Annotated in this window: 20 protein-coding genes and 4 tRNA genes; 18 read left to right on the forward strand and 6 right to left on the reverse strand. The window is 57.7% G+C overall.

Annotation, left to right across the window (positions count from 1 at the left end):
- Window positions 1–56: 56 nt before the first annotated feature.
- Window positions 57–860: a redoxin family protein gene (locus R3F64_RS08920; protein WP_085917598.1), complete on the reverse strand. Its 804-nt coding sequence runs from the start codon at window positions 858–860 to the stop codon at window positions 57–59.
- 65 nt (window positions 861–925) lie between these two features.
- Here R3F64_RS08920 and R3F64_RS08925 point away from each other — a divergent pair, with 65 nt between their 5' ends.
- Entirely contained in the window at window positions 926–1,162 is a 237-nt protein-coding gene (locus R3F64_RS08925; protein ID WP_199284438.1) for a hypothetical protein, read from the forward strand.
- Between the two features lie 105 nt (window positions 1,163–1,267).
- The gene (locus R3F64_RS08930; protein WP_085917600.1) at window positions 1,268–2,476 is read left to right on the forward strand and encodes an ABC transporter substrate-binding protein; all 1,209 of its coding nucleotides are present in this window, start codon (window positions 1,268–1,270) and stop codon (window positions 2,474–2,476) included.
- Between the two features lie 63 nt (window positions 2,477–2,539).
- Here R3F64_RS08930 and R3F64_RS08935 read toward each other — a convergent pair whose 3' ends face one another.
- The 5 genes from R3F64_RS08935 to typA all read right to left on the reverse strand — a co-directional run bounded on the left by R3F64_RS08935 (window position 2,540) and on the right by typA (window position 8,463).
- Window positions 2,540–3,850, reverse strand: coding sequence for a branched-chain amino acid ABC transporter permease (locus tag R3F64_RS08935; protein ID WP_085917601.1), 1,311 nt, complete (start codon window positions 3,848–3,850; stop codon window positions 2,540–2,542).
- On the reverse strand, window positions 3,850–4,851 hold the full coding sequence (locus tag R3F64_RS08940) for a branched-chain amino acid ABC transporter permease (RefSeq protein WP_085917602.1): 1,002 nt from the start codon (window positions 4,849–4,851) through the stop codon (window positions 3,850–3,852). Before R3F64_RS08940 ends, R3F64_RS08935 begins: the two co-directional genes overlap by 1 nt.
- A gap of 16 nt (window positions 4,852–4,867) precedes the next feature.
- Window positions 4,868–5,572 carry an ABC transporter ATP-binding protein gene (locus tag R3F64_RS08945; RefSeq protein ID WP_085917603.1) on the reverse strand — a complete coding sequence of 235 codons (705 nt, stop codon included), beginning with the start codon at window positions 5,570–5,572 and terminating at the stop codon, window positions 4,868–4,870.
- A gap of 71 nt (window positions 5,573–5,643) precedes the next feature.
- Window positions 5,644–6,414: an ABC transporter ATP-binding protein gene (locus tag R3F64_RS08950; protein WP_085917604.1), complete on the reverse strand. Its 771-nt coding sequence runs from the start codon at window positions 6,412–6,414 to the stop codon at window positions 5,644–5,646.
- A 222-nt stretch (window positions 6,415–6,636) separates the two neighbouring features.
- Window positions 6,637–8,463 carry a translational GTPase TypA gene (gene typA, locus R3F64_RS08955; RefSeq protein WP_085917605.1) on the reverse strand — a complete coding sequence of 609 codons (1,827 nt, stop codon included), beginning with the start codon at window positions 8,461–8,463 and terminating at the stop codon, window positions 6,637–6,639.
- A gap of 162 nt (window positions 8,464–8,625) precedes the next feature.
- On the opposite strand from typA, the gene R3F64_RS08960 reads away from it, so the two are divergent.
- The 16 genes from R3F64_RS08960 (at window position 8,626) to rpsG (ending at window position 24,443) form a co-directional block, all read left to right on the forward strand.
- Window positions 8,626–9,612, forward strand: a complete 987-nt coding sequence (locus R3F64_RS08960) for a biotin--[acetyl-CoA-carboxylase] ligase (RefSeq protein WP_332610994.1) — start codon at window positions 8,626–8,628, stop codon at window positions 9,610–9,612.
- Window positions 9,609–10,448 carry a type III pantothenate kinase gene (locus R3F64_RS08965; protein ID WP_085917607.1) on the forward strand — a complete coding sequence of 280 codons (840 nt, stop codon included), beginning with the start codon at window positions 9,609–9,611 and terminating at the stop codon, window positions 10,446–10,448. Before R3F64_RS08960 ends, R3F64_RS08965 begins: the two co-directional genes overlap by 4 nt.
- Window positions 10,449–10,594: 146 nt before the next feature.
- Window positions 10,595–10,678: transfer RNA gene (locus R3F64_RS08970), tRNA-Tyr, on the forward strand.
- 103 nt (window positions 10,679–10,781) lie between these two features.
- A tRNA-Gly gene (locus tag R3F64_RS08975) sits at window positions 10,782–10,855 on the forward strand.
- 28 nt (window positions 10,856–10,883) lie between these two features.
- Window positions 10,884–10,958, forward strand: a tRNA-Thr gene (locus R3F64_RS08980).
- A 161-nt stretch (window positions 10,959–11,119) separates the two neighbouring features.
- Window positions 11,120–11,195: transfer RNA gene (locus R3F64_RS08985), tRNA-Trp, on the forward strand.
- 73 nt (window positions 11,196–11,268) lie between these two features.
- Window positions 11,269–11,652, forward strand: a complete 384-nt coding sequence (gene secE, locus R3F64_RS08990) for a preprotein translocase subunit SecE (protein WP_085917608.1) — start codon at window positions 11,269–11,271, stop codon at window positions 11,650–11,652.
- Window positions 11,653–11,660: 8 nt separating this feature from the next.
- Window positions 11,661–12,194 (forward strand): transcription termination/antitermination protein NusG, encoded by a 534-nt coding sequence (gene nusG / locus R3F64_RS08995; RefSeq protein WP_066318615.1) that lies wholly within the window; start codon window positions 11,661–11,663, stop codon window positions 12,192–12,194.
- Window positions 12,195–12,334: 140 nt separating this feature from the next.
- Complete coding sequence (gene rplK / locus R3F64_RS09000) at window positions 12,335–12,766, forward strand: 50S ribosomal protein L11 (protein ID WP_085917609.1); 432 nt, start codon at window positions 12,335–12,337, stop codon at window positions 12,764–12,766.
- 2 nt (window positions 12,767–12,768) lie between these two features.
- Window positions 12,769–13,461, forward strand: coding sequence for a 50S ribosomal protein L1 (gene rplA, locus R3F64_RS09005; protein WP_066318611.1), 693 nt, complete (start codon window positions 12,769–12,771; stop codon window positions 13,459–13,461).
- Between the two features lie 304 nt (window positions 13,462–13,765).
- Window positions 13,766–14,266 carry a 50S ribosomal protein L10 gene (rplJ, locus tag R3F64_RS09010; RefSeq protein WP_066318608.1) on the forward strand — a complete coding sequence of 167 codons (501 nt, stop codon included), beginning with the start codon at window positions 13,766–13,768 and terminating at the stop codon, window positions 14,264–14,266.
- A 94-nt stretch (window positions 14,267–14,360) separates the two neighbouring features.
- Window positions 14,361–14,732: a 50S ribosomal protein L7/L12 gene (gene rplL, locus R3F64_RS09015; RefSeq protein ID WP_066318605.1), complete on the forward strand. Its 372-nt coding sequence runs from the start codon at window positions 14,361–14,363 to the stop codon at window positions 14,730–14,732.
- Between the two features lie 252 nt (window positions 14,733–14,984).
- Window positions 14,985–19,061, forward strand: a complete 4,077-nt coding sequence (rpoB, locus tag R3F64_RS09020) for a DNA-directed RNA polymerase subunit beta (protein ID WP_332611001.1) — start codon at window positions 14,985–14,987, stop codon at window positions 19,059–19,061.
- A 10-nt stretch (window positions 19,062–19,071) separates the two neighbouring features.
- Window positions 19,072–23,286, forward strand: a complete 4,215-nt coding sequence (gene rpoC, locus R3F64_RS09025; RefSeq protein WP_085917612.1) for a DNA-directed RNA polymerase subunit beta' — start codon at window positions 19,072–19,074, stop codon at window positions 23,284–23,286.
- Between the two features lie 163 nt (window positions 23,287–23,449).
- Entirely contained in the window at window positions 23,450–23,824 is a 375-nt protein-coding gene (rpsL, locus tag R3F64_RS09030; RefSeq protein WP_066318585.1) for a 30S ribosomal protein S12, read from the forward strand.
- A 148-nt stretch (window positions 23,825–23,972) separates the two neighbouring features.
- The gene (gene rpsG / locus R3F64_RS09035) at window positions 23,973–24,443 is read left to right on the forward strand and encodes a 30S ribosomal protein S7 (protein WP_027337504.1); all 471 of its coding nucleotides are present in this window, start codon (window positions 23,973–23,975) and stop codon (window positions 24,441–24,443) included.
- Window positions 24,444–24,608 lie beyond the last annotated feature (165 nt).

Here is a 24,608-nt window from a genome sequence, read left to right on the forward strand (position 1 = left end):
CAAACAGGGCGAGGGATTCTAACGCAAAGGCGCTGGGGGATTAAGGTGTATCGTCGTCAATCTTCGAGCCAACGGTCCAGATGGGCCTGGGTGAGTTCGCCCACATGAATATCCAGGGTGTTGCCGTCGCCGTCGAACAACACCGTCGTGGGTAACCCGGGGGCCTCGACGAGCGACATCAGCATTTGGTTGGGGTCGCGAAGGGCGTAGCGAAAGCGCAGCGATTGTTCATCCAGGTAGCGCACAATGGGCAGCAGGTCCTCGCCCTGGTTGGCGACCACGACAGCGACGCCTTCGCGCTGGTCGGCATCTTCAAGCAGCGGCATTTCGCGTAGGCAAGGCGGGCACCAGGTGGCCCAAAGATTGACGATGACCCTGTCGTGGTCGTCCGCCAAGGAGGGAAGATGCACCGGGGTGCCATCAATATCTTCCAGGGTAATGTCGGGCAGGCTTTTCAAACTCATGTCGCTGCCCAGCGGGGCAAGCGTTACCAGCACCAGCCACAGGCTTGAGGCCCCGATCAGCAGCGCCATGGCGCCGCCCATGGCAATCAGCCGTGAGCGCAGCGACCAGATTGTCCACAACAGGCCTGCTGCCATGCCCCAAAGTCCTTGGTAACCAGGTTTCCAGAGCTTAAGTGTCTCCAGTGGGGCGGTACTGTAGCTTTCGATATGCAGGGCGACATGACCGAAGCGAGCCGCGATCAGCCAGATGACCAAAAGACCCAAAAACCAGCGTTGGTGGCGGCGGTGGGGCAGCCCCAGCAAATAGCGCGTGCTGACCAGCAATGCCAGCGCGCAGGCAATGGCGTAAAGGCGGGGCAGCGAAATCAGCAGCGGGCCAAGGGTGATGGCGTTCATGGTTTTCCCGTTTAGCAGTTACACTGATGCACCATATCATGCGAGTTGAAAATTACGGAGACGTTATGCCCCCACCCGCTTTTGATAGGCTGCGCGCGCTAGCGATCGGCTCCCAGGCAATTGGCCTGACACTGATTATCACGTTGGAGACGGTAATGGGTAACGCGGCCCGTCCCTGGCAGGGCGTCGTGTTGGCTGCCATGCTGGCGACGGCGCTGACGATTGCACTGATGCGGCTTTATCGACGCAACCTGGCTCGCAAGCGCTGGGCTGAGCGCGTCAAGGATGATCGCGACGGCTAGCGTTGGAAAACGTTGCTTGTATTTTTAGCGTTCCAGTTCCAGATTAAGAGCAGACCCCAGCGCGAGACGATGGGGCGCTAAATCCTACAGGGAGCGATTGATAACATGATGAATAAACGCATAATTGCCACGGCCGTGGCCGTTTCTTCACTGGCATTGGCAGGTGCGGCCCAGGCTCAGGTCAAGGTGGGCTTTTTGGGGGGCTTTACCGGGGGGATCGAGAGCCTGACACCGCCAATCTTTGACGGTGCGCAGTTGGCGGTCAAGCAGATCAATGAACAGGGCGGTCTTCTGGGCGGCCAGACGCTGGAAATGCCGTCGGGCGATACCACCTGTTCTGATGCATCGGCCGCCTCGAATTCGGCGGACCGTATGGTCAATTCCGAAGATGTCACCGCCATCGTCGGTGCGCTGTGTACCGGTGCCACCATTGCCGCGGCCAATAATGCAGCGATCCCCGGCGGTGTGCTCATGGTATCCCCCGCTTCTACCGCGCCGGCGGTCTCCGAGCTTGACGATAATGATCTGGTGTTCCGCACTGTGCCTTCTGATGCCTTCCAGGGCGAAATGCTGGCTAAGCTTCTGATCGATAAAGGCATCGAAGAAGTCGCCGTGACCTTCGTCAATAACGACTATGGACAGGGGCTATCCGACGCCTTTACCACCACCTTTGAAGCGGAAGGTGGTAGCGTGGTGGAAAGCCTCGCCCACGAAGACAATCGTGCCGACTACCGCTCTGAACTGGGCATATTGTCGTCGACCGGTGTACAAACGTTAGTGGTACTGGCCTATGCTGATACATCGGGCCAGACCGTGCTGCGCCAGGCGGCAGAAAGCGGTGTATTCACCCAGTACGTCGGTGCTGACGGCATGGTGGGCAACAGCCTCGTCGAAGCCGTAGGCGCTGGTGTGCTTGAGGGCATGATCGCAACCCGCCCAGGTAGCCCGGCACTGCCCGGCACGGATATCTTCATTGAAGCCGCCGAAGCTGAAGGAATCGACCCTGAAGCGGTATTTGCCGCCCAGGCCTATGATGCAGCGTTTCTGGTGGCACTGGCCATTGAGCAGAACGGTAACGCCGAGCGTGAAGGGTTATCAGAGGCATTGCGCTCGGTGGCGACAGCACCCGGTGAAACCATTTTGCCCGGCGAGTGGGAGAAGGCCGTGGAGCTGATTGCCCAGGGAGAAGAGATTAACTACGAAGGTGCTTCAGGCAGCCATGAGTTCAACGAAAGCGGCGACGTGCCCGGTATCGTTGTGGAAATGACCGTTGAAGACGGCGAGTTCAAACGGGTAGGCGAACTCGCCGACTAGCAGTCAGCGGCGTCAACTGAGCCACATCCACCGCCCCGGCCAGTCGCTGGGGCGGTTTTTTGTTCAGTCGTGGTACTTGACGCGCTCTGGCAGCAGTCCCTTAGGCGCGAAGCGCAATACCAGCGTTACCAGTACACCAATCACCAAGACCCTTGCCTGGAGGGCGCGACTGTCGATGTTGGCAGGGGCCTGCCAGTCGAAGGCAACGTTACCGAAAGCCACGGCGAGGTCCATCAGGTACAGCGCCAGTGGTTCCGACATGATCCAGATGATATATACGGCGACGGCGCCAAAAATGGTGCCCAGATTGTTGCCTGGTCCACCCAGAATCACCATGACCAGAACCAGAAAGGTATGGTTGAGCGGCAGGTAACCGTTGGGGTCAAACAAGCTGTTGAAGCTGGCTAGCATCCCGCCGCCGATGCCCATCAGGATACAGCCGAGGACGAAAATCTCGAGGCGCCGCTTGTTGATATCCTTGCCCATGGCCGCCGACGATATCTCGTTGTCGCGAATGGCGCGGATCATACGCCCCCAGGGGGCATGGTAAGCCTGATGGAGCAGAAAGAAGATCCCGGCAATGATCACCGCCGTCAGCGACAGGTATATCGCCCGGGAAAGGGTAAACCCCAATTCTGCCGGCCCGGGCGTTGGCCAGGGCAGTGGCGAAACCGTCGCGGTGCCGCGGGTCAGCCAGTCTGAATTTTTCAGGAATGCCTTGATGATCTCGGCGATACCCAGTGTGGCGATGGCCAGATAGTCGCTGCGCAGGCCAAGGCAAACATGGCCGATGAAGTAGCCCACGACGCCTGCCAGCGCACCGCCAAAGATCCAGCCGAGCCAGGGCGGCAAGCCAAGCCCGCCGACGAAGTCTGCCTGGGACTCAATATCCGCGGTGACGTCGCGCAACAAACTGATGACCACCATATACAGAACGATGGCGAGCAGCACAGCGAATACGGTACGCACCCGTTTGGGAACGCCCAGCCGGGTGAGCTTGGTGGCGGCCACGACCAGCAGTGTGGCCCCAATGGCATACAGCAATACCTTGCCAAGCTCGGCAGGCAGTTCGCTGTTCCAGAAAGCGTCGTTGACCGGCACGCTGAACAACATGGCGCTGACACCGCCCAAGGCGACAAAACCCATGACACCAGCATTGAATTGGCCCGCATAGCCCCATTGAATGGTCAGCCCCAGCGCCAGCACGGCGTAACACGCCGCTTCGACCAGCATGCGGGTACTGTAGGCGGCCCCCATCGCTGCATAAACGCCGACAATGGTCAACAGTAGTGCGCCGAACAGGCAAAGTTCGCGTAGCGGCAGCCGCGACGCCTTGGGCGTTGCATCCTGCGGGGTGTAGTTATTATCAGCCATCAGATCACCTTGCCTTTAAAGATGCCGGTGGGTCGCCAAACGAGGATGGCGACCAGAATGAAAAACGGCACGACGATTTTATATTCGGTCCCCACGAAGGCTAAGTTGGACGGCAGCTCGAGCCAGGTGGGCAGGCTATCGCGGAAGGGGCGCAGCAACACGGCCCAGTTGAACACCGCCAGGGTTTCAGCAAAAGCGACCACGAAGCCCCCGGCGACCGCGCCATAGGGGTGGCCGACGCCGCCAACGATGGCGGCGGCGAAAATGGGTAGCAGCAGGAAGAAACTCAGGTCGGGCTTGAACGTCACGTCCAGCGACAGCAGCGTGCCGGCAATGGCGGCAAGCCCGCCGGCAATCACCCAGGTGACGGCGACGATGGTGTTGGTGTTGATGCCCGAAGCCTGGGCCAGTTCGGGGTTGTCAGACATTGCCCGCATGGCTTTACCGAGCCGCGAGCGGCTTAAAAACAGGTGCAGGGCGATCACCGCCACCAGGGTGATCACGAATAGATAAATTTGCGGCTCGGTAATCACGATCGGTACACGAACGTTTTCAAACGGCAGCATGCGAAAAATCGCCTTGCGATCGTCAACGTACAAGCCTTGGCCGCCTGTCCCTGAGAACAAGCGAATCAGGCCCTGTAGAATCAAGGTGACCCCCAGCGAGGCGATGACCATGACAATGGGCTTCACCCCGTGAGCGCGCAGCGGCTTGTAAAACGCTTTATCAATACCCACTGCCAGGAAGGCGGTCAGCAGCATGGCAATAGGCAACATGACGATTGCCGTGGGTACGCCGATGCTGATGCCGACGCCAGGAAATGCGGTGGTGAGCAGCAACACCATGAAGGCGCCAAAGGTCATCACGTCGGCGTGGGCAAAATGAGCAAAGCGCATGATGCTGAAAATCAACGTGACGCCGATCGCCCCAATGGCGTAGATGGCGCCCGTCACGCTACCGGCGATCACGACGTTGTTAACAAAGAAAACCAGTTCATTCACGTTATTGTCCCCTGGACTATCCGCCCAAAAAGCTTTTTGCCACGTCCGGGTCGGCAAGCAGTGCCGCGCCGGTATCGGTGAAGCGGTTTTGGCCTGCTGCCAACACAAAGCCCTTATCGGCAATGGCCAGTGCTTGCTTGGCGTTTTGTTCGACCATCAGAATGCCTACCCCAGCCGCGTTGATATGCTTAACGCGGTCAAAAATCTCGTTCATGTAGAGCGGGGAAAGCCCGGCGGTGGGTTCATCGAGCAGCAGCAAGCTGGGTTCGGCCATGAGCGCGCGGCCCATGGCGACCATCTGGCGCTGCCCTCCGGATAGCTCCCCCGCCGGCTGATGACGCTTTTCCTGCAGGGGCGGAAAGAACTCGTAAACCTGACCCAGCATGCGTTTCACGTTCTGCGGCTTCAGAAAGGCTCCCATCTCCAGGTTTTCCTGCACGGTGAGGCTCGGGAAAACGTTCTTTTCCTGAGGGACAAAGCCCATACCGCGCTCAACCAACTGGTGGGGGGGTAAATTTTGGATGGGCTTGCCATGGAGCAGAATGTCACCCTGATTGACGTGCAGAAGCCCGAAGATCGCTTTCAGCAGCGTCGATTTACCCGCCCCGTTCGGTCCTACAATCACCCCGACTTCGTCAGCTTCCAGGGACATGTCCACCCCATTGAGGATATTCATGCCGCCATAGCCGCCATAAACGTCGCGCGCTTCGATTAAAGGCATGGTGGAAAAGTCTCTTGTTGATTGCCAACTGATTGCTTGTGGCATTTAAATAAGCTCGGCGCCTTCATCCGTCACGCTGCTCCGGCACCGAAATAGGCCTCAATGACCTCGGGATTGTTCTGGATATCCTGGATGTGACCTTCAACCATGACCTGACCCTGGGCAAGCACGATGACCGGATCGCAAAGCCGGGCGATCATGTCCATGTCGTGTTCGATAACCAGGAAGGTATAGCCCATTTCGCGATTGAGTCGTTCGATATTGCCTATCAGGTCGCCGAGCAGGGTACGGTTGACGCCAGCGGCGATTTCATCGAGCAGCACGATCTTGGCGTTGGTCATCATCGTGCGGCCCAGTTCCAGCAGTTTCTTCTGGCCGCCGGACAGGTTGCCAGCCAGCTCATTGCGCACATGGTGAAGGCCGATAAAGTCGATCACCTCAAGCGCGCGTCGGCGCACTTCGGCTTCCTCGCGGCGCACCAGACCGGGTTTGAACCAGGTCGTGAACAGGTTTTCCCCGGCCTGCGCCGGGGGGACCATCATCAGGTTTTCCAGAGCACTCATGTGGGTGAACTCATGGGCAATCTGGAAGGTGCGCAGCAGGCCTTTATGAAAGCGCTGATCCGCGCTGAGCGCGGTAATATCGTCGCCTTCCAGCAGGATACGCCCGCTGTCGGGCTGTAACGCGCCGGCCATCAAGTTGAATAACGTCGACTTGCCCGCGCCGTTAGGGCCGATCATGCCGGTAATCGAGCCTTTCTCGACGTGGATAGAACAGTCGTTGATGACCTGCAGGCCACCAAAGGCCTTGTTGACCTGTTGAACCTCGATAAGCGGGGTCATGGGTTTCCTTGACGGCAGTGATGATCAAAACGTTTGTATGAATTCGATAATAAAATGATTTCCCGTGTCGGGGATACCGCTACTTTGCGCTACACCGCAGCGGCTTTCCAGCGAGTAACCGTTAAGGTTGCGTTGGGGGAACCCCTTGGCAAACGTGCGTGGTCAACATGTCAGGGGTGTGGCAGGCAAAAAAAAGCCCGCTGCTAAGCGGGCTTCGAGAACTTACTTCTTGCTGGAGCGTTTGCGCTCGTTTTCCTTGAGCAGCTTCTTGCGCAGACGAATATGGTTCGGCGTTACTTCCACCAGCTCGTCGGAGTCAAGGAACTCGATGGCCTGCTCCAGGGTGAAGTTGATCGGCGGCGTCAGCACGATATTTTCATCGTTACCTGTTGAGCGCATGTTATCGAGCTTTTTACCCTTGGTCGGGTTGACCACCATGTCGTTGGCACGGTTGTTGATGCCGATCAGCATACCTTCGTAGACTTCGGTGGCGTGGTCGACGATCAGCTTGCCGCGTTCCTGAAGGGTGTAAAGCGCATAGGCCAGTGCCTTGCCATCGACCATCGACACCATGACGCCGTTACGACGCTCGATCGAGGCGTCCGGCTTCAGCGGGCCGTAGTGGTCAAAGCGGCTGGTCAGGATGCCGGTGCCCGAGGTCAGGGTCAAAAACTGACCGCGGAAGCCGATCAGGCCACGCGCCGGGATGATGAAGTCCAGGCGAACGCGACCCTTGCCGTCCGGATTCATGTTGGTCATTTCACCCTTGCGGTAGCCAAGCTCTTCCATGATGGCGCCCTGGTGCTGCTCCTCGCAGTCGATGATGACTTCTTCGTAGGGCTCCTGCTGTTCGCCGTCGATTTCACGGATGATCACCTCGGGGCGGCCAACGGCCAGCTCAAAGCCTTCACGACGCATGGATTCGATCAATACGGACAGGTGCAGTTCGCCACGCCCGGAGACCTTGAATTTCTCCGGCGTTTCGCCTTGTTCAACGCGCAGCGCCACGTTGTGGATGAGTTCCTGTTCCAGGCGGTCCTTGATATTGCGGCTGGTCACGAACTTGCCGTCTTTACCAGCAAACGGCGAGTCGTTGACCTGGAAGGTCATCGAGACTGTCGGCTCGTCAACGGTCAACGGCGGCAGCGCTTCGACGGCGTTCACGTCGCACAGGGTGTCGGAAATCGCCAGATTCTCGATGCCGGTGATGCAGATGATATCGCCTGCAGTGGCTTCGTCGGTCTGTACGCGATCGAGGCCCATATGGGTCATTACCTGGCCGATCTTGCCCTTGCGTGACTGGCCTTCCTTGGTTACCACGGTAATCTGCTGGTTCGGCTTGACGCTGCCGCGGCTGATGCGGCCGAGGCCGATGACGCCGACGTAGCTGTTGTAGTCCAGTGCTGAAATCTGCATCTGGAACGGTCCGTCACTCTCGACCTTGGGCGGCTCGACGATATCGACAATCGACTGGAACATGGGGGACATGTCGTCTGCCAGCTCTTCCGGGTCGGGGCCGGCAATGCCGTTCAAGGCAGAGCAATAGATAATCGGGAAGTCGAGCTGGTCGTCGGAAGCGCCCAGGTTATCAAACAGATCAAAGATCTGGTCGATCACCCAGTCGGGGCGCGCGCCGGGGCGGTCAATCTTGTTGACCACGACGATAGGCTTCAGGCCACGGTCAAACGCTTTCTGGGTAACAAAGCGGGTCTGCGGCATCGGGCCATCAACGGCGTCAACGAGTAGCAATACCGAGTCCACCATCGACATGACGCGCTCGACCTCACCGCCGAAATCGGCGTGTCCGGGCGTGTCCACGATATTGATGTGGTAGTCAGTGCCGTTGCCGTCCTGCCACTTGATCGCCGTATTTTTGGCCAGGATGGTGATGCCACGCTCCTTTTCCTGGTCATTGGAGTCCATGATCCGCTCTTGCCCTTCGGCTTTGCGGTCGAGCGTGCCGGACTGGCTCAAAAGTTTATCGACCAGGGTAGTTTTACCGTGGTCAACGTGGGCGATAATGGCAATGTTGCGAAGATTCTCGATCACGACGCGATCCTGCTAGAAAAATAGGGCGGCATTATAGGGTCTCGGTGCGGTCTACTACCAGCACTGTATTGTGCAAGGCATCAATAGATTAACTTTGGGCAGTAGTTTTCGCGCTGCTGGCGCATCCGGTAAGATAGACGTTTTCCCAGATGGGGCAAGGACATGAGCATCGGCAACCTGATGCGGCTGCTAAGTGATGGCGAGGTTCATTCCGGTGAACAATTGGGCGAGGCGCTAGGCGTTTCACGCGCTGCCGTCTGGAAGCAGCTGAAAAAGTTAGAGGCGCTCGGCGTGTCGCTGGTGGCGGTCAAGGGGCGCGGCTATCGCCTCGCCCAGCCGTTGGAGCCGCTTGTCGGAGCAAAAATCGTGGAGCGCCTTCCCGCCTCGGCTCGCCATCACCTTGCCCGCCTGTTTGTCGAAGACCAACTGCCTTCGAGCAATGCCTACCTGCGTGAGCGGTTTGAGCAGGGGGCTGGCCACGCAGAGGTGTGTCTGGTCGAGCTGCAAACGGCGGGGCGTGGTCGACGAGGGCGGGTATGGACAACGCCCTGGGGGCAAAGCCTGATGCTCTCGGTTGGCTGGCGCTTTGAAGCGGGTGTCAATGCCCTGGAAGGCTTGAGCCTGGCCGTTGGCGTGGTAGTTGCCCAGGTGCTTGAACAGCATGGTGTCGCCCCTCGGCTGAAATGGCCCAATGATATTTTACTGCCCGAGCGCGACAGCGATGAGTTGGGCAAGCTGGCGGGTATATTGGTGGAAGTGACCGGGGACGCGGCCGGCCCGTGCGAGGTCGTGATAGGCATGGGTATGAACCTCTCGCTGCCCGAAGCAATGCGTGACGCCATTGAACAGCCGGTAGCGGCACTGTTTGATGACTTGCCGTCGCTTTCCCGTAACCAGCTGGCAGCGGATGTTGTGGCGGGGCTGCTCGCCATGCTGGCGGGGTTTGAACAACAAGGGTTTGCATCCTGGCGCGCGGCCTGGAATGAGCGGCATGCTTATGCTGACCAGCCCATTCGCGTCACTCAGGGTAGTCAGGTTTACGAGGCTGTCGCGTGCGATGTGGACGATAGCGGCAGCCTGTGGGTAACGGCATCAGGGCAGTCAAAGCGCTTGTCGGGCGGTGAAATCAGCGTACGTAGGCGCTTATGATTCTAGATCTAGATATTGGCAATACCTTGTCCAAGTGGCGCCTGAAAGACGCTGACAGCAGTGAGATACGGTCACGGGGCGCTGTGTGGACACGTGAGGAATGGCGGCCCGGGGCTGATATACCCGACCTCGACGTGGTCGAAGCTGTGCGCATTTCCAGTGTTGCCCGGGCGGCCGTACTAGAGGAGACCGTGGGGCTGCTGCGTCGGCGGGTGCGGAATGTCCATGTTGCCCGTTCAACTGCCGAAGCACTGGGCGTGGTCAACGGCTACGAAGAGCCCGAAAGATTAGGTGTCGACCGTTGGCTGGGTGCGCTGGCGGGCTATCAGCTCGCGGGTGGCTGCTGTGCGGTAGACTGTGGTAGTGCCATCACTATCGACTTCGTGCTGCCAGGCGGACAGCACCTGGGTGGCTTTATTGTACCCGGGCTGCGCCTGATGAAGGAAAGCCTGAAGCTGGGAACGCGGAACGTGGCCATTGACCCGGAAAGCGAAGCGGACGCTCTGCTGGAGCCAGGGCGGCGAACGGTCGACGCTGTGAACCATGGCATTTACATGGCGGCAGTGAGTGCCATTAACCGCATCTACAGCGAGGTGTGCGATCAGGAAGGCGTGGCCCTGCCAATGCTGCTGACGGGTGGCGACGCCCGCGTGGTCTCGCGGGGGGTGCAGGTGCCCCACGCGGTGTGGCCTGATATGGTCTATGGCGGGCTTGAAGCGCGTTTCCCGCTCACCTTTGCCGAACGCGCGGGTAAGATGGCGGGCGCCCCGCGTGTTCCGGAGCCGGTATCATTGGAAAAAATTCGTGCGGGCCTTGCATTCTCCATGCTGCTTTGACAGAATGCAGCGCGTTCCAAGGCATGCGGCCAGCAAGTATAGGGTAATAAATCCTATGTTGTTGAAGCCAAAGGTTGTTGCGGTCACTGAAGGTCAAAGTGAGCTTGACATGGCTTTGGAGCTTGGCATAATGTGCCGCCTTAGTTGGAGAGGTTCCCGAGTGGCCAAAGGGAGCAGACTGTAAATCTGCCGCGAAAGCTTCGAAGGTTCGAATCCTTCCCTCTCCACCAGTTTCAAGCGTCAGCGACAAGTGTCGATGCCGTAGAATGAAAGCCGGAAGCGGGCAATATCACGACTAGGCGCGCTGCGGATGATCATTCTGAAGCAAGTTGCGCGGGCGTAGTTCAATGGTAGAACCTCAGCCTTCCAAGCTGATGGTGCGGGTTCGATTCCCGCCGCCCGCTCCAGTTAGGTACTGAGTTGTATAGGTGCTTGGCTCATGTAGCTCAGGGGTAGAGCACACCCTTGGTAAGGGTGAGGTCGACGGTTCAAATCCGTCCATGAGCTCCATATTCAAAAAAGCGAGCGATGCTCGCTTTTTTTTGTCGCTGCCGCCAGTTGCTTGATGAAAGTGGTTGGCGTGAGCAAGGGTTGTCAAGCGGCTTTTTGTCCGCTATTATGACGCCCGCTGTTGCGTAGGCTGGAGAGCTTGTCTACGTAAATATTGATATAGGCCAGTAGCTCAATTGGCAGAGCAGCGGTCTCCAAAACCGCAGGTTGGGGGTTCGATTCCCTCCTGGCCTGCCAATCTTCCCCAGATTGGTATGTCTTTTTCAAGAATTCCTTTGTCGCTTGCTGCACCCTGAGGAGTCTCGTTTTTATGAAGCCGAGTTCTGTAAAACATGGCGCTGAGGTGCAACAGTCGCGCCATGACGGGCTCAAGTGGGCTGCAGTCATTGCGTTGCTTGTCGTTGCCGTTGTAGGTAATACCTATTTTGCCGATATTGGCCTGATCTACCGCGTGCTGGGCGTCGTGGTGTTGTGTGTCGCAGCTGGTCTGCTGGCACTTACCACGACCAAGGGGCGTGAGTTGGTAGAGCTGGCAATAAGCGCTAAGAAAGAGATTCAGCGCGTTGTATGGCCAACTCGCCCTGAAACCATTCAAACCACGGCGATTGTGCTTGTTGCTGTGCTGGTGGTTGGGTTGATGCTCTGGTTGATTGACACTCTTCTTGGCTGGGCGATGTCCGGCGTTATTGGTTAGGAGCTTGCATGTCCAAACGTTGGTACGTCGTTCACGCCTATTCCGGCTTTGAGAAGCACGTGATGCGCTCCTTGATTGAGCGCGTCAAGATGTACGGCGTGGAAGATCGTTTTGGCGAGATTCTGGTGCCGACTGAAGAAGTCGTTGAAATGCGTGACGGCAAGCGTCGCAAGAGCGAGCGCAAGTTCTACCCCGGCTATGTGCTTGTCGAAATGGAAATGGCCGACGATACCTGGCACCTGGTAAACGAAACGCCCCGTGTAATGGGGTTTATTGGCGGTACCAAGGAAAAGCCAGCGCCCATTACCACGCGGGAGGCTGATGCCATTCTGCGTCGTGTCAAAGACGGCACCGACAGGCCACGGCCCAAGCACATGTTTGAACCGGGCCAGTCTGTTCGTGTGGTTGACGGTCCCTTTGCTGATTTCAACGGCGTTGTGGAAGAAGTCAATTACGAGAAGAGCCGTCTGCAGGTCAGTGTGCTGATCTTCGGGCGTGCAACGCCTGTCGAACTCGAGTTCGCGCAGGTAGAGAAAGAATAGCAGTCGATACCCTGGCGGGTGTGTCCCGTCAGGCGTTCGTGCTGCGCCATGTCTTGATTTGATTCGTGTCAGGTGACGATGTCGTCATCTGGCTGTTACCGGGGAGCCGAAAGGCGTTATCACCCAACTGGAGTAAAACGATGGCCAAGAAAGTACAGGCTTACATCAAGCTGCAGGTTGCTGCAGGTAAAGCCAATCCAAGTCCGCCCGTCGGCCCGGCACTGGGTCAGCACGGCGTGAACATCATGGAATTCTGTAAGGCGTTCAACGCAGAGACTCAGGATATCGAGCCTGGTCTGCCGACGCCTGTCGTGATTACGGTCTACTCTGACCGCAGCTTCTCGTTCATCACCAAGACGCCGCCGGCGGCTGTGCTGCTGAAGAAAGCAGCCGGCATCAAGTCGGGTTCAGGCGAGCCGAACAAGAAGAAGGTCGGTACGGTGACACGCGAACAGCTTGAAGAGATCGCCACAACCAAAGAGCCGGATTTGACAGCGGCTGACATGGACGCAGCGGTCCGCACCATCGCGGGTAGTGCCCGTAGCATGGGCCTCAACGTGGAGGGTCTCTAATCATGGCGAAACTTACCAAGCGTGCCAAGCAGATTCGTGAAAAGGTCGACACCAACAAGGTCTATTCCCTTGAAGAAGCTGTCGCTCTTCTCTCCGAGCTGTCGACGGTCAAGTTCAAGGAGTCTGTCGACGTGGCGATCAACCTGGGTGTTGACCCGCGTAAATCAGACCAGGTAGTGCGTGGCGCTACTGTCATGCCTAACGGCACGGGCAAAGATGTGCGCGTTGCGGTCTTTACCCAGGGTGCCAATGCCGATGCCGCTAAAGAAGCAGGCGCGGACATTGTGGGCATGGACGATCTGGCCGAACAGGTCAAGAAAGGCGTGATGGATTTTGACGTCGTTATCGCCTCTCCGGACGCCATGCGCGTTGTTGGTCAGCTGGGCCAGATTCTGGGGCCGCGCGGCCTGATGCCTAACCCGAAAGTTGGCACCGTTACGCCCGATGTGGCGACGGCGGTTAAAAATGCCAAGGCGGGTCAGGTGCGCTTCCGTACCGACAAGAACGGCATCATCCACACGACAGTTGGTAAAGTGGACTTCGATGCGGCGTCTATCAACGGCAACGTTGAAGCGCTTGTCGCTGACCTGAAGCGTCTCAAGCCGAGTACGTCGAAAGGTATCTACTTTAAGAAAGTCACCCTGTCTACTACCATGGGCCCGGGTTTGACTATCGATCATTCTGCTTACGTATAAGCGGGTGTTCGTGAGGTTTTAGCAACAACCGAGCAATAACTTTGCGGTCCCTCGGTCATGCCGGGGCACCGTCAAAGACCGCAGGTGCCGCACTTTGGATGTATGCAGTAGATGCTGAAAAGTGTGGCTTAATTGCTCAAAGCGCCTGCGCAGATGGTGTGGCCGCCAGTTGGTAACGCTTTTTAGCTAACCGCTTTCTGGTGAGCACCATCCCTAAGGCTTCCAGCGTTGATCGACTGATCACCTGGAAGAGATGGTAACCACCGAGACTTATAACAGGTTTCGGCACGAAGGAGTGATCACTGTGCCACTAGCACTTGAAGGCAAGAAAGCGATTGTTGCCGAGGTCAGTGAAGCGGCCAAGGACGCACTCTCCGTCGTAGTTGCCGATTCTCGCGGTGTGACGGTCAGCAAGATGACCGATCTGCGTAAGCAGGCACGTGAGAATGGCGTCCAGCTGCGTGTTGTCCGCAACACCCTGGCGCGTCGCGCCCTCGAAGGCACCCAGTGGGAATGCCTGACCGAGAGCTTCGTGGGTCCAACTCTGTTGGCCTTCTCGACTGATCATCCGGGCGCTGCCGCTCGTTTGTTCAAAGAGTTTGCCAAAGACGACAAAGACTTCGAAGTCAAAGCGCTGGCCTACGAAGGTGAGCTGATTCCGGCTGCTGACATCGACCGTCTGGCAACCCTGCCGACTTACGATGAAGCAATTGCCAAGCTGATGTCGGTAATGAAAGAAGCCTCCGCTGGCAAGCTGGTTCGCACACTGGCTGCCCTGCGCGACCAGAAAGAAGAAGCGGCTTAAACGCTTTTTCTGCGCAACCTGAGGCTGCTTGAACCGAGCAATGAATCCCGAGTCGTCGGCAAACCGAGACTCCCGCAAAGTTAGGAATGAAACAATGGCACTGACCAAAGACGATATCATCAATGCTGTAGCCGACATGTCCGTCATGGAAGTTGTCGAGCTGATCGAAGCAATGGAAGAAAAATTCGGCGTTACTGCCGCGGCAGCTGTTGTGGCTGGCCCTGGTGGCGGCGAAGCGGCTGTTGAAGAAGAGCAGACCGAATTTGACCTGGTGCTGACCTCTGCTGGTGACAAGAAAGTTAACGTCATCAAAGCGGTACGTGAGATCACCGGTCTTGGCCTTAAGGAAGCTAAGGGTGCCGTTGACGGCGCACCGGCGACCATCAAAGAAGGCATGGCCAAGGAAGACGCTGAAACAGCTAAGACGAAGCTGGAAGAAGCGGGCGCAAGCGTCGAGCTCAAGTAATTCTTGTGCCGATGGCTTTACGCGCTGCGTAAGCTTCCACGGCTGGCGGCGGGAACTCCCGCTGCCGGCCTTTTTCTGTTGTAACTGAACGGTGAAGCAGAATCGTTGTAGTACGGTTATCGCAAGACTGTTATCGATCAAGATTTTCGACGGCGAGCTACCCGATCAGGAGCTTGCTGTTCGCGTCTGACACGGCCGCAGGGCAGATGACCACGCATCGGTCACCCATGGTGAACAAGCTGGGGAATACAGATGGCTTACTCATATACTGAGAAAAAACGCATCCGCAAGGATTTCGGCAAACTGCCACAAGTGATGGATGTGCCTTACTTGCTGGCCATCCAGCTTGATTCCTATTACGACTTCCTCCAGCAAGATCGTTCGCCCGACGAGCGGCACGAGATCGGCCTGCACGCGGCGTTCAAGTCCGTGTTTCCGATTGAGAGCTTCTCCGGTAATGCGGCGCTTGAGTATGTCAGCTACCGGTTCGGTACGCCGGCGTTCGATGTTAAGGAGTGCCAGCTGCGCGGAGTCACGTATTCCGCACCGCTGCGCGTCAAGGTTCGCTTGATCATTTATGATCGCGATTCCTCGAATAAAGCAATCAAAGATATCAAAGAGCAAGAAGTCTACATGGGGGAAATCCCCCTGATGACGGAGAACGGTACTTTTGTGATCAACGGTACCGAGCGGGTCATTGTGTCCCAGCTCCACCGCTCACCCGGTGTTTTCTTCGATCACGACAAAGGCAAGAGTCACTCATCCGGTAAGTTGCTCTATTCCGCCCGAGTGATTCCTTACCGTGGTTCCTGGCTGGACTTCGAATTCGATCCCAAAGACAACGTCTTTGTGCGTATTGACCGCCGCCGTAAACTGCCGGCCACGGTGTTGATGCGTGCGCTGGGCATGAGTGCGGAAGAGATTCTCGACGAATTCTTTGAAACCAGCGTTTTCCACGTTGAAAAGTCTGGTTTTTCAGTGGAACTGGTGCCGTCGCGTCTGCGCGGCGAAACGGCCACCTTCGATATCAAGGATGGCAACGGAGAGACCATCGTTGAAGAAGGTCGCCGGATTACCCAGAAGCATATCCGCCAGCTCGAAAAAGCCGGGCTTGAGCGCCTGGATGTGCCAATGGAGTACCTGTTCGGCAAAACCCTGGCCAAGGACCAGATCGACAGCAAGACTGGCGAGCTGATCTGCCCGTGTAATACCGAGATTACTCCGGACGTGCTGGAAGCCATGGCCAAGGGCGGTATCAAGCGGATTGAAACGCTGTATACCAACGACCTGGACTGTGGTTCGTTTATTTCCGACACGCTGAAACTGGACACTACAGGGTCGCAGCTCGAAGCGCTGGTGGAAATCTACCGCATGATGCGCCCCGGTGAGCCGCCTACCAAGGAAGCCGCCGAGACGCTGTTCCACAATCTGTTCTTCACTGAGGACCGCTACGACCTGTCGGGCGTGGGTCGCATGAAGTTCAATCGTCGCTTACGCAGCGAAGGCGATACCGGTTCCGGCATCCTGGATCGTAAAGACATCCTCGACGTCCTCCGTGAGCTGATCAACATCCGCAACGGCTTTGGCGACGTTGACGATATCGATCACCTGGGTAACCGCCGTATTCGCTGCGTTGGAGAAATGGCCGAAAACCAGTTCCGTGTCGGTCTGGTGCGCGTTGAGCGCGCGGTGAAAGAGCGTCTTTCCATGGCGGAAAGTGAAGGCCTGATGCCGCAAGACCTGATCAACGCCAAGCCGGTGGCAGCGGCGGTGAAAGAGTTCTTTGGCTCTAGCCAGCTCTCGCAGTTCATGGACCAGAACAACCCGCTTTCCGAGGTGACTCACAAGCGCCGTGTTTCAGCGCTCGGCCCGGGTGGTTTGACCCGTGAGCGTGCCGGCTTCGAAGTGCGCGACGTACACGCCACGCACTATGGTCGCCTGTGCCCGATCGAAACGCCGGAAGGCCCGAACATCGGCCTGATCAACTCGCTGGCCACCTACAGCCACACCAACAGCTACGGTTTCCTGGAAACGCCTTATCGCAAGGTAGTGAACCGTCAGTTGACCGACGATATTGTTCACCTCTCGGCAATCGAAGAAGGTGACTATGTTATTGCCCAGGCATCAGCGGCCGTGGATGAGTCCGGCAAGCTGAGCGACGATTTGGTGCAGGCCCGTCACAAGGGCGAAACCACCTTCATGCGCCCTGAGCAGGTCACGCTGATGGATGTCTCGCCGCGCCAGGTGGTATCGGTGGCAGCGGCATTGATTCCGTTCCTTGAGCACGATGATGCCAACCGTGCCTTGATGGGTTCCAACATGCAGCGTCAGGCGGTGCCTACACTGCGTGCCGAGAAGCCACTGGTGGGTACCGGCATGGAGCGCTTCGTTGCCCGTGACTCCGGTGTCTGTGCCGTAGCTCGTCGTGGCGGGGTGATTGACTCCGTTGATGCACGTCGTGTGGTAGTAAGGGTCAATGAGGACGAGATCATCGGCGGGGAAGCCGGGGTCGATATCTACAATCTGACCAAGTACACCCGTTCGAACCAGAATACCTGCATGAACCAGCGCCCCATCGTGCGGCCTGGTGACGACGTGGCGCGTGGCGATATCCTCGCCGACGGCCCGTCGGTGGACATGGGCGATCTGGCGCTGGGTCAGAACATGCGCATCGCTTTCATGCCCTGGAACGGCTACAACTTCGAGGATTCCATCCTGCTTTCCGAGCGGGCGGCCCAAGAAGACCGTTTCACCACCATTCACATCCAGGAACTGACCAGCGTATCGCGCGACACCAAGTTGGGCCCGGAAGAGATTACGTCGGATATCCCCAACGTCGGTGAGTCGGCGCTTGGCAAACTGGACGATGCCGGTGTTGTCTACATTGGTGCCGAAGTGGGCCCGGGCGACATCCTGGTCGGTAAGGTAACGCCCAAAGGCGAAACCCAGCTGACGCCGGAAGAAAAGCTGCTACGTGCCATCTTCGGCGAGAAAGCGTCTGACGTAAAAGACACCTCGCTACGTGCCCCCACCGGCATGAAAGGCACCGTTATCGACGTTCAGGTGTTTACCCGTGACGGCGTCGAGAAAGACTCCAGGGCGCTTGCGATCGAGCAAATGCAGCTGGATGAGGTACGCAAGGACCTGCAGGAAACCTATCGTATCGCTGAAGACGCAACCTTCGAGCGTCTCAAGCGGACCCTGGAAGGCCAGGTGGTTAACGGTGGCCCGAACCTCAAGAAAGGCGATACCCTTGATGCGGCGTACCTTGACGAGCTGCCTCGTCAGCAGTGGTTCAAGTTACGCATGCAGGATGAGAGCGTTAACGAGCTGCTGGCCCAGGCCGATGAGCAGTTGGAAAATCGCCGCAAAGAAATGGACGAGCGCTTTGAAGACAAGAAGCGCAAGCTGACCCAGGGCGATGATCTTGCACCGGGCGTGCTCAAGATCGTCAAGGTTTACATGGCCGTCAAGCGCCGCATTCAGCCGGGCGACAAGATGGCTGGCCGCCACGGTAACAAGGGTGTTATCTCGGCGATCATGCCCATCGAAGACATGCCGTTCGACGAGCAAGGCGAGCCGGTTGACGTAGTGCTGAACCCCTTGGGTGTACCGTCGCGGATGAACGTGGGTCAGATTCTCGAAACCCACCTGGGCATGGCGGCGCGTGGTCTAGGCGTCAAGATCGAAGCCATGTTGCGCGATGCCCGTGAACAGCAAGTGGCCGAGATCCGCGACTTCCTGGGGCAGGTATACAACACGCCAGGCACGCGGGTCGAAGACATCGATTCGCTGAGTGATGACGAAGTCATTGCGCTGGCGAAAAACCTCAAGGCGGGCGTGCCCATGGCAACGCCGGTGTTTGACGGTGCTCAAGAGCACGAAATCAAGCACCTGCTCAAGCTGGCGGACATTCCCGAGTCGGGTCAGATGACATTGTACGACGGACGTAGCGGTGATGCCTTTGACCGCCCTGTTACCGTTGGCTACATGTACATGCTCAAGCTGAACCACTTGGTCGACGATAAGATGCATGCGCGTTCTACCGGTTCTTACTCGCTCGTCACCCAGCAGCCGCTGGGCGGTAAAGCGCAGTTCGGTGGTCAGCGCTTTGGTGAGATGGAAGTGTGGGCGCTGGAAGCTTATGGCGCGGCCTACACGCTGCAAGAGATGCTCACCGTCAAATCGGACGACGTCGAAGGACGCACCAAGATGTATAAGAACATCGTGGATGGCGACCACACCATGCAGGCAGGCATGCCGGAATCCTTCAACGTACTCGTGAAGGAAATCCGCTCGCTGGGCATCGATATCGAGTTAGAGAGCTAGGAGCCGTCCCATGAAAGATTTGGTGAAAGTACTCAAATCGCAATCTCAGTCCGAAGAGTTTGACGCGATCAAGATTACCCTGGCGTCGCCGGACATGATTCGCTCCTGGTCTTTCGGCGAGGTGAAGAAGCCCGAGACCATCAACTACCGGACCTTCAAGCCGGAGCGGGATGGTCTGTTCTGCGCCAAGATCTTCGGCCCGGTCAAGGACTACGAGTGTCTGTGCGGCAAGTATAAGCGCATGAAGCACCGCGGTATTATCTGCGAGAAGTGCGGTGTTGAAGTGACCAAGGCCGCCGTGCGTCGTGAGCGTATGGGGCACATTGAGCTCGCCTCCCCGGTGGCTCATATCTGGTTCCTGAAATCACTGCCGTCGCGCATCGGCATGTTCCTCGATATGACCCTGCGTGATATCGAGCGCGTGCTGTACTTTGAAAGCTTTGTCGTCATCGATCCGGGCATGACCACGCTGGAGCGCGGTCAGCTGCTGAACGACGAGCAGTATTTCGAAGCGCTGGAAGAGTTCGGCGACGATTTCGATGCCCGTATGGGTGCCGAAGCCGTCCAGGAGCTGCTCAAGGACATCGATCTGGAAGAAGAGATCAATCATCTGCGCGAAGAAATTCCGCAGACCAACTCTGAAACCAAGATCAAGAAGCTCTCCAAGCGTCTGAAGTTGCTGGAAGCCTTCTACCACTCCGGCAACGCGCCGGCGTGGATGGTCATGGAAGTGCTGCCCGTGCTGCCGCCGGACTTGCGTCCGTTGGTGCCGCTCGACGGTGGCCGCTTCGCGACCTCGGATCTCAACGACCTTTACCGTCGAGTGATCAACCGTAACAACCGCCTCAAGCGGCTGCTCGATCTCAATGCGCCGGACATCATCGTGCGCAACGAGAAGCGCATGCTCCAGGAAGCGGTCGATGCATTGTTGGATAACGGCCGCCGCGGCCGTGCGATTACCGGTACCAACAAGCGTCCGCTGAAATCGCTCGCCGACATGATCAAAGGCAAGCAAGGCCGTTTCCGCCAGAACCTGCTGGGTAAGCGCGTCGACTACTCGGGCCGTTCGGTGATTACCGTGGGTCCGACGCTGCGTCTGCACCAGTGCGGTCTGCCCAAGAAGATGGCATTGGAGCTGTTCAAGCCGTTTATCTACTCCAAGCTTCAGTCGCTTGACTACGCGTCAACGATCAAAGCGGCCAAGAAGATGGTCGAGCGCGAACTGCCGGAAGTGTGGGATATCCTCGCCGACGTTATCCGCGAGCATCCGGTCATGCTTAACCGCGCACCGACGCTGCACCGTCTGGGTATCCAGGCGTTTGAACCGCTGCTGATCGAAGGTAAGGCCATCCAACTGCACCCGCTGGTGTGTGCTGCCTACAATGCCGACTTTGATGGTGACCAGATGGCGGTACACGTACCGCTGACCCTGGAAGCCCAACTCGAAGCCCGTGCATTGATGATGGCGACCAACAACGTGCTGTCGCCCGCCAACGGCGAGCCGATCATTGTGCCGTCGCAGGACGTTGTTCTGGGTCTTTACTACATGACCCGGGAAAGAATCAACGATAAAGGCGAAGGCATGATCTTTTCCGGCCTCGATGAGGTCGAGCGCGCCTTCGGTACCCAGACGGTATCGCTGCACGCGCGGGTGAAAGTGCGCCTGGACGAAGTGGATGTTGACGAAGAGACCGGGGATCGTTCTCATCACCGCCGTATCTACGACACCACGGTGGGTCGGGCACTGCTGTTCCGCATCCTGCCGGAAGGGGTGCCGTTCGAGCTGATCGATCAGCCGATGAAGAAAAAGGCGATCTCCAGCCTGATCAATGAAGTGTACCGTCGCGCCGGCCTCAAGCCGACCGTCATCTTCGCTGACCAGTTGATGTACACCGGCTTCCGTCTGGCGACGATGTCCGGGGCCTCTATCGGCGTCAACGACTTTGTCATTCCCGAAGCGAAGACAGAAATTGTCGACGCTGCCGAGGCGGAAGTTAAGGAAATCGAAGACCAGTTCTCTTCTGGCTTGGTAACAGCGGGCGAGAAGTACAACAAGGTTATCGACATCTGGTCCAAGGCCAATGACAAAGTCGCCAAGGCGATGATGACCGGTATCTCGAAAGAGACGGTGGTTGATCGCGATGGCAACGAAGTCGAACAGGATTCGTTCAACAGCGTCTTCATCATGGCCGACTCCGGTGCACGTGGCTCCGCCGCCCAGATCCGCCAGCTGGCGGGTATGCGTGGTCTGATGGCCAAGCCGGACGGCTCGATCATCGAAACACCGATCGTCGCCAACTTCCGTGAAGGCCTGAACGTACTGCAGTACTTCATCTCGACCCACGGCGCGAGGAAAGGTCTCGCGGATACGGCCCTGAAGACGGCCAACTCCGGTTACCTGACCCGTCGTCTGGTCGATGTCGCACAGGATCTGGTGATTACCGAGTCCGATTGCGGTACCGAAAACGGCCTGACGTTGCACCCGATCATCGAAGGCGGCGACATCATCGTACCGTTGTCCCAGCGTGTGTTGGGTCGAGTGGTAGCTCAGGACGTAGTCGATCCTGGAACGGATGAAGTCCTTATCCCGCGCGGTACGCTGCTCGATGAAAAATGGTGCGCGTCGCTGGACACCATGGGCGTTGACGAAATTATCGTTCGTTCGACGATTACCTGTGATACGCCGCATGGCGTGTGCTCTGCCTGCTACGGTCGTGACCTGGCTCGCGGTCATCAGGTCAACATCGGTGAATCTGTCGGCGTCATCGCCGCTCAGTCCATCGGTGAACCGGGTACCCAGCTGACCATGCGGACCTTCCACATCGGTGGTGCGGCTTCGCGGACATCGGCAGTGGACAGCGTCCAGGTCAAGCACGGCGGCAAGGTGCGCCTGCACAACATCAAGCACGTTGAGCGTGCCGACGGCAAGCTGGTCGTGGTATCCCGCTCCAGCGCCCTGGCCGTTGCTGACGACCATGGTCGCGAGCGTGAGTACTACAAGCTACCCTACGGTGCAGAGCTTTCCGTGCGTGACGGCGATGTCGTCGATGCCGGTGCAACGGTCGCCAAGTGGGATCCGCACACTCACCCGATCGTTGCCGAAGTGGAAGGTAAGGCGCAGTTCATCGATCTCGACGAGGGTGTCACCATGCACCGTACCGTCGACGAGATGACGGGCCTATCGTCCATCGAGGTTATCGAAGCTGCTGCACGTCCCATGGCCGGTCGTGACAAGCGCCCGATGGTCATGCTCAAGGATACCGCTGGCGAGTACGTTTCGGTCTCCGGGGCGAATACCCCAGTGCAATACCTGCTGCCGGGTAAATCGATTATTTCCGTTGATGACGGTGCGGCGATCGGTGTGGGTGAAGTGGTTGCCCGTATTCCGGTCGAGGCGTCCGGTAACAAAGACATCACCGGTGGTCTGCCACGCGTGGCTGACTTGTTCGAAGCGCGTAAGCCGAAAGAACCCTCAATCCTGGCCGAGATCAGCGGTGTGGTCAGCTTCGGTAAAGAGACCAAAGGCAAGCGTCGCCTCACGATCACGCCGGAATCCGGTGATCCGTTTGAAGCGCTGATTCCCAAGTGGCGCCAGATTGCCGTGTTTGAGGGCGAGACCGTCGAGAAAGGCGAGGTGATTTCCGACGGGCCGAGCAATCCTCACGATATCCTGCGTCTGCTGGGCGTCGCCGAGCTTGCCAAGTACATCGCCGCCGAAGTTCAGGATGTTTACCGCCTGCAGGGCGTCGGTATCGACGACAAGCACATCGAAGTGATTGTGCGTCAGATGCTGCGCAAGGTGGAAATCACCGACTCTGGCGATTCTGACTTCATCACTGGCGATCAGGCAGAGCTAGTGCGGGTGCTGGAGCAGAACGCAGTACTTGAGAAGGAAGGCAAATTCCCCGCCAAGTATCAGCGCTTGTTGCTGGGTATCACCAAGGCCAGTCTGGCGACCGAATCGTTCATTTCGGCGGCATCGTTCCAGGAAACGACCCGTGTATTGACCGAAGCAGCGGTAACCGGCAAGCGCGATTATCTGCGCGGCCTGAAAGAAAACGTCGTAGTGGGTCGTCTGATTCCGGCAGGTACCGGTCTGACTCACCACGCGGAACGTCGCCGCAAACGCGAAGACGTCGAGCGCCTGTACAATCCCTCGGCGACCGAGGTAGAGCAGGAGCTGGGAGCTCAGTTGACCGCATTGGATTCCGACGACGAGCTCTAACATTGAGACCTGACCCTTTGGCATCATGGTCCTGTCGGTTTAGCGACCGGCAGGACTTGACGTCGGCTAGGGTCAGCCTTTAGAATGCGCAGCCTTTAACAGTGGGGTGGGTACGCCCGCATCCGCTGGAAGGCCAGGCAACCATTGGAGTCAGCTAAACACCATGGCAACGATTAATCAGCTAGTGCGCAAGCCGCGTAAGCGCCCCGTCACCAAGAGTGACGTGCCCGCGCTTCAGGCTTGTCCGCAAAAGCGCGGCGTATGTACGCGCGTTTACACCACCACCCCGAAGAAGCCCAACTCGGCCCTGCGTAAGGTTTGCCGTGTGCGCCTTACCAACGGCTTCGAAGTGGCTTCCTATATCGGTGGTGAAGGTCACAACCTCCAGGAGCACTCTGTTGTGCTGATTCGTGGCGGTCGTGTGAAGGACTTGCCCGGTGTGCGTTATCACACCGTTCGCGGCGCCCTTGACACCTCTGGCGTACAGAATCGGAAGCAGGGTCGTTCCAAGTACGGTACCAAGCGTCCGAAGTCCTAATTCGGTGCTGCGTCGCGTAAGCGGCGTCCGTACGAGATGTTTATCACGCATATGATGGTCTGATAAGAGTAAGGTCGGGCGGCACTTCGCGAAATCGCTTGTGTGAGTTCCGAGTTTACCTGAAGGATCCTTAAATTGAGGGCTTATCATGCCTAGAAGAAGAGTTGTAGCTAAGCGCGAAATCCTGCCGGATCCCAAGTTCGGAAGTGAGCGCCTGGCGAAGTTCATGAACCACCTGATGTTCAGCGGCAAGAAGTCCATAGCTGAGCGCATCGTTTATGGTGCGTTGGACAAGGTTGCCGAGCGTAGTAAAGAAGAGCCGCTGGAGATCTTCGACAAGGCGCTGGAAGCTATCCAGCCGATGGTCGAGGTAAAGTCGCGCCGTGTCGGTGGTGCGACTTATCAGGTGCCGGTTGAAGTTCGTCCGTCACGTCGCCAAGCGCTCGCCATGCGCTGGCTGGTTGACGCGGCGCGTCGTCGCGGTGAGAAAACGATGGTTCAGCGTCTTGCAGGCGAAATGCTGGATGCCGCTGAAGGCAAGGGTTCTGCCGTCAAGAAGCGCGAAGACGTGCATCGTATGGCAGAAGCCAACAAGGCCTTCTCGCACTACCGTTTTTAAGATCGGCGCTTTTAGCATCAGCGTTTTTTAAATTCGGCGTTTTCTGGGGATGCTTTTTTGCTACTGCGCCGTGTCGAGATCAGTGAGCGTCAGTTGCAAGACGCCGCCGCTATCATGATTGATGGCGGCGGTGGCATAAGCAAAAAACGCACCTCCAGATTCACG

The sequence above is a fragment of the Halomonas sp. 5021 genome (assembly GCF_036663435.1).
In the GTDB taxonomy this organism is placed as follows: Bacteria; Pseudomonadota; Gammaproteobacteria; order Pseudomonadales; family Halomonadaceae; genus Vreelandella; species Vreelandella janggokensis.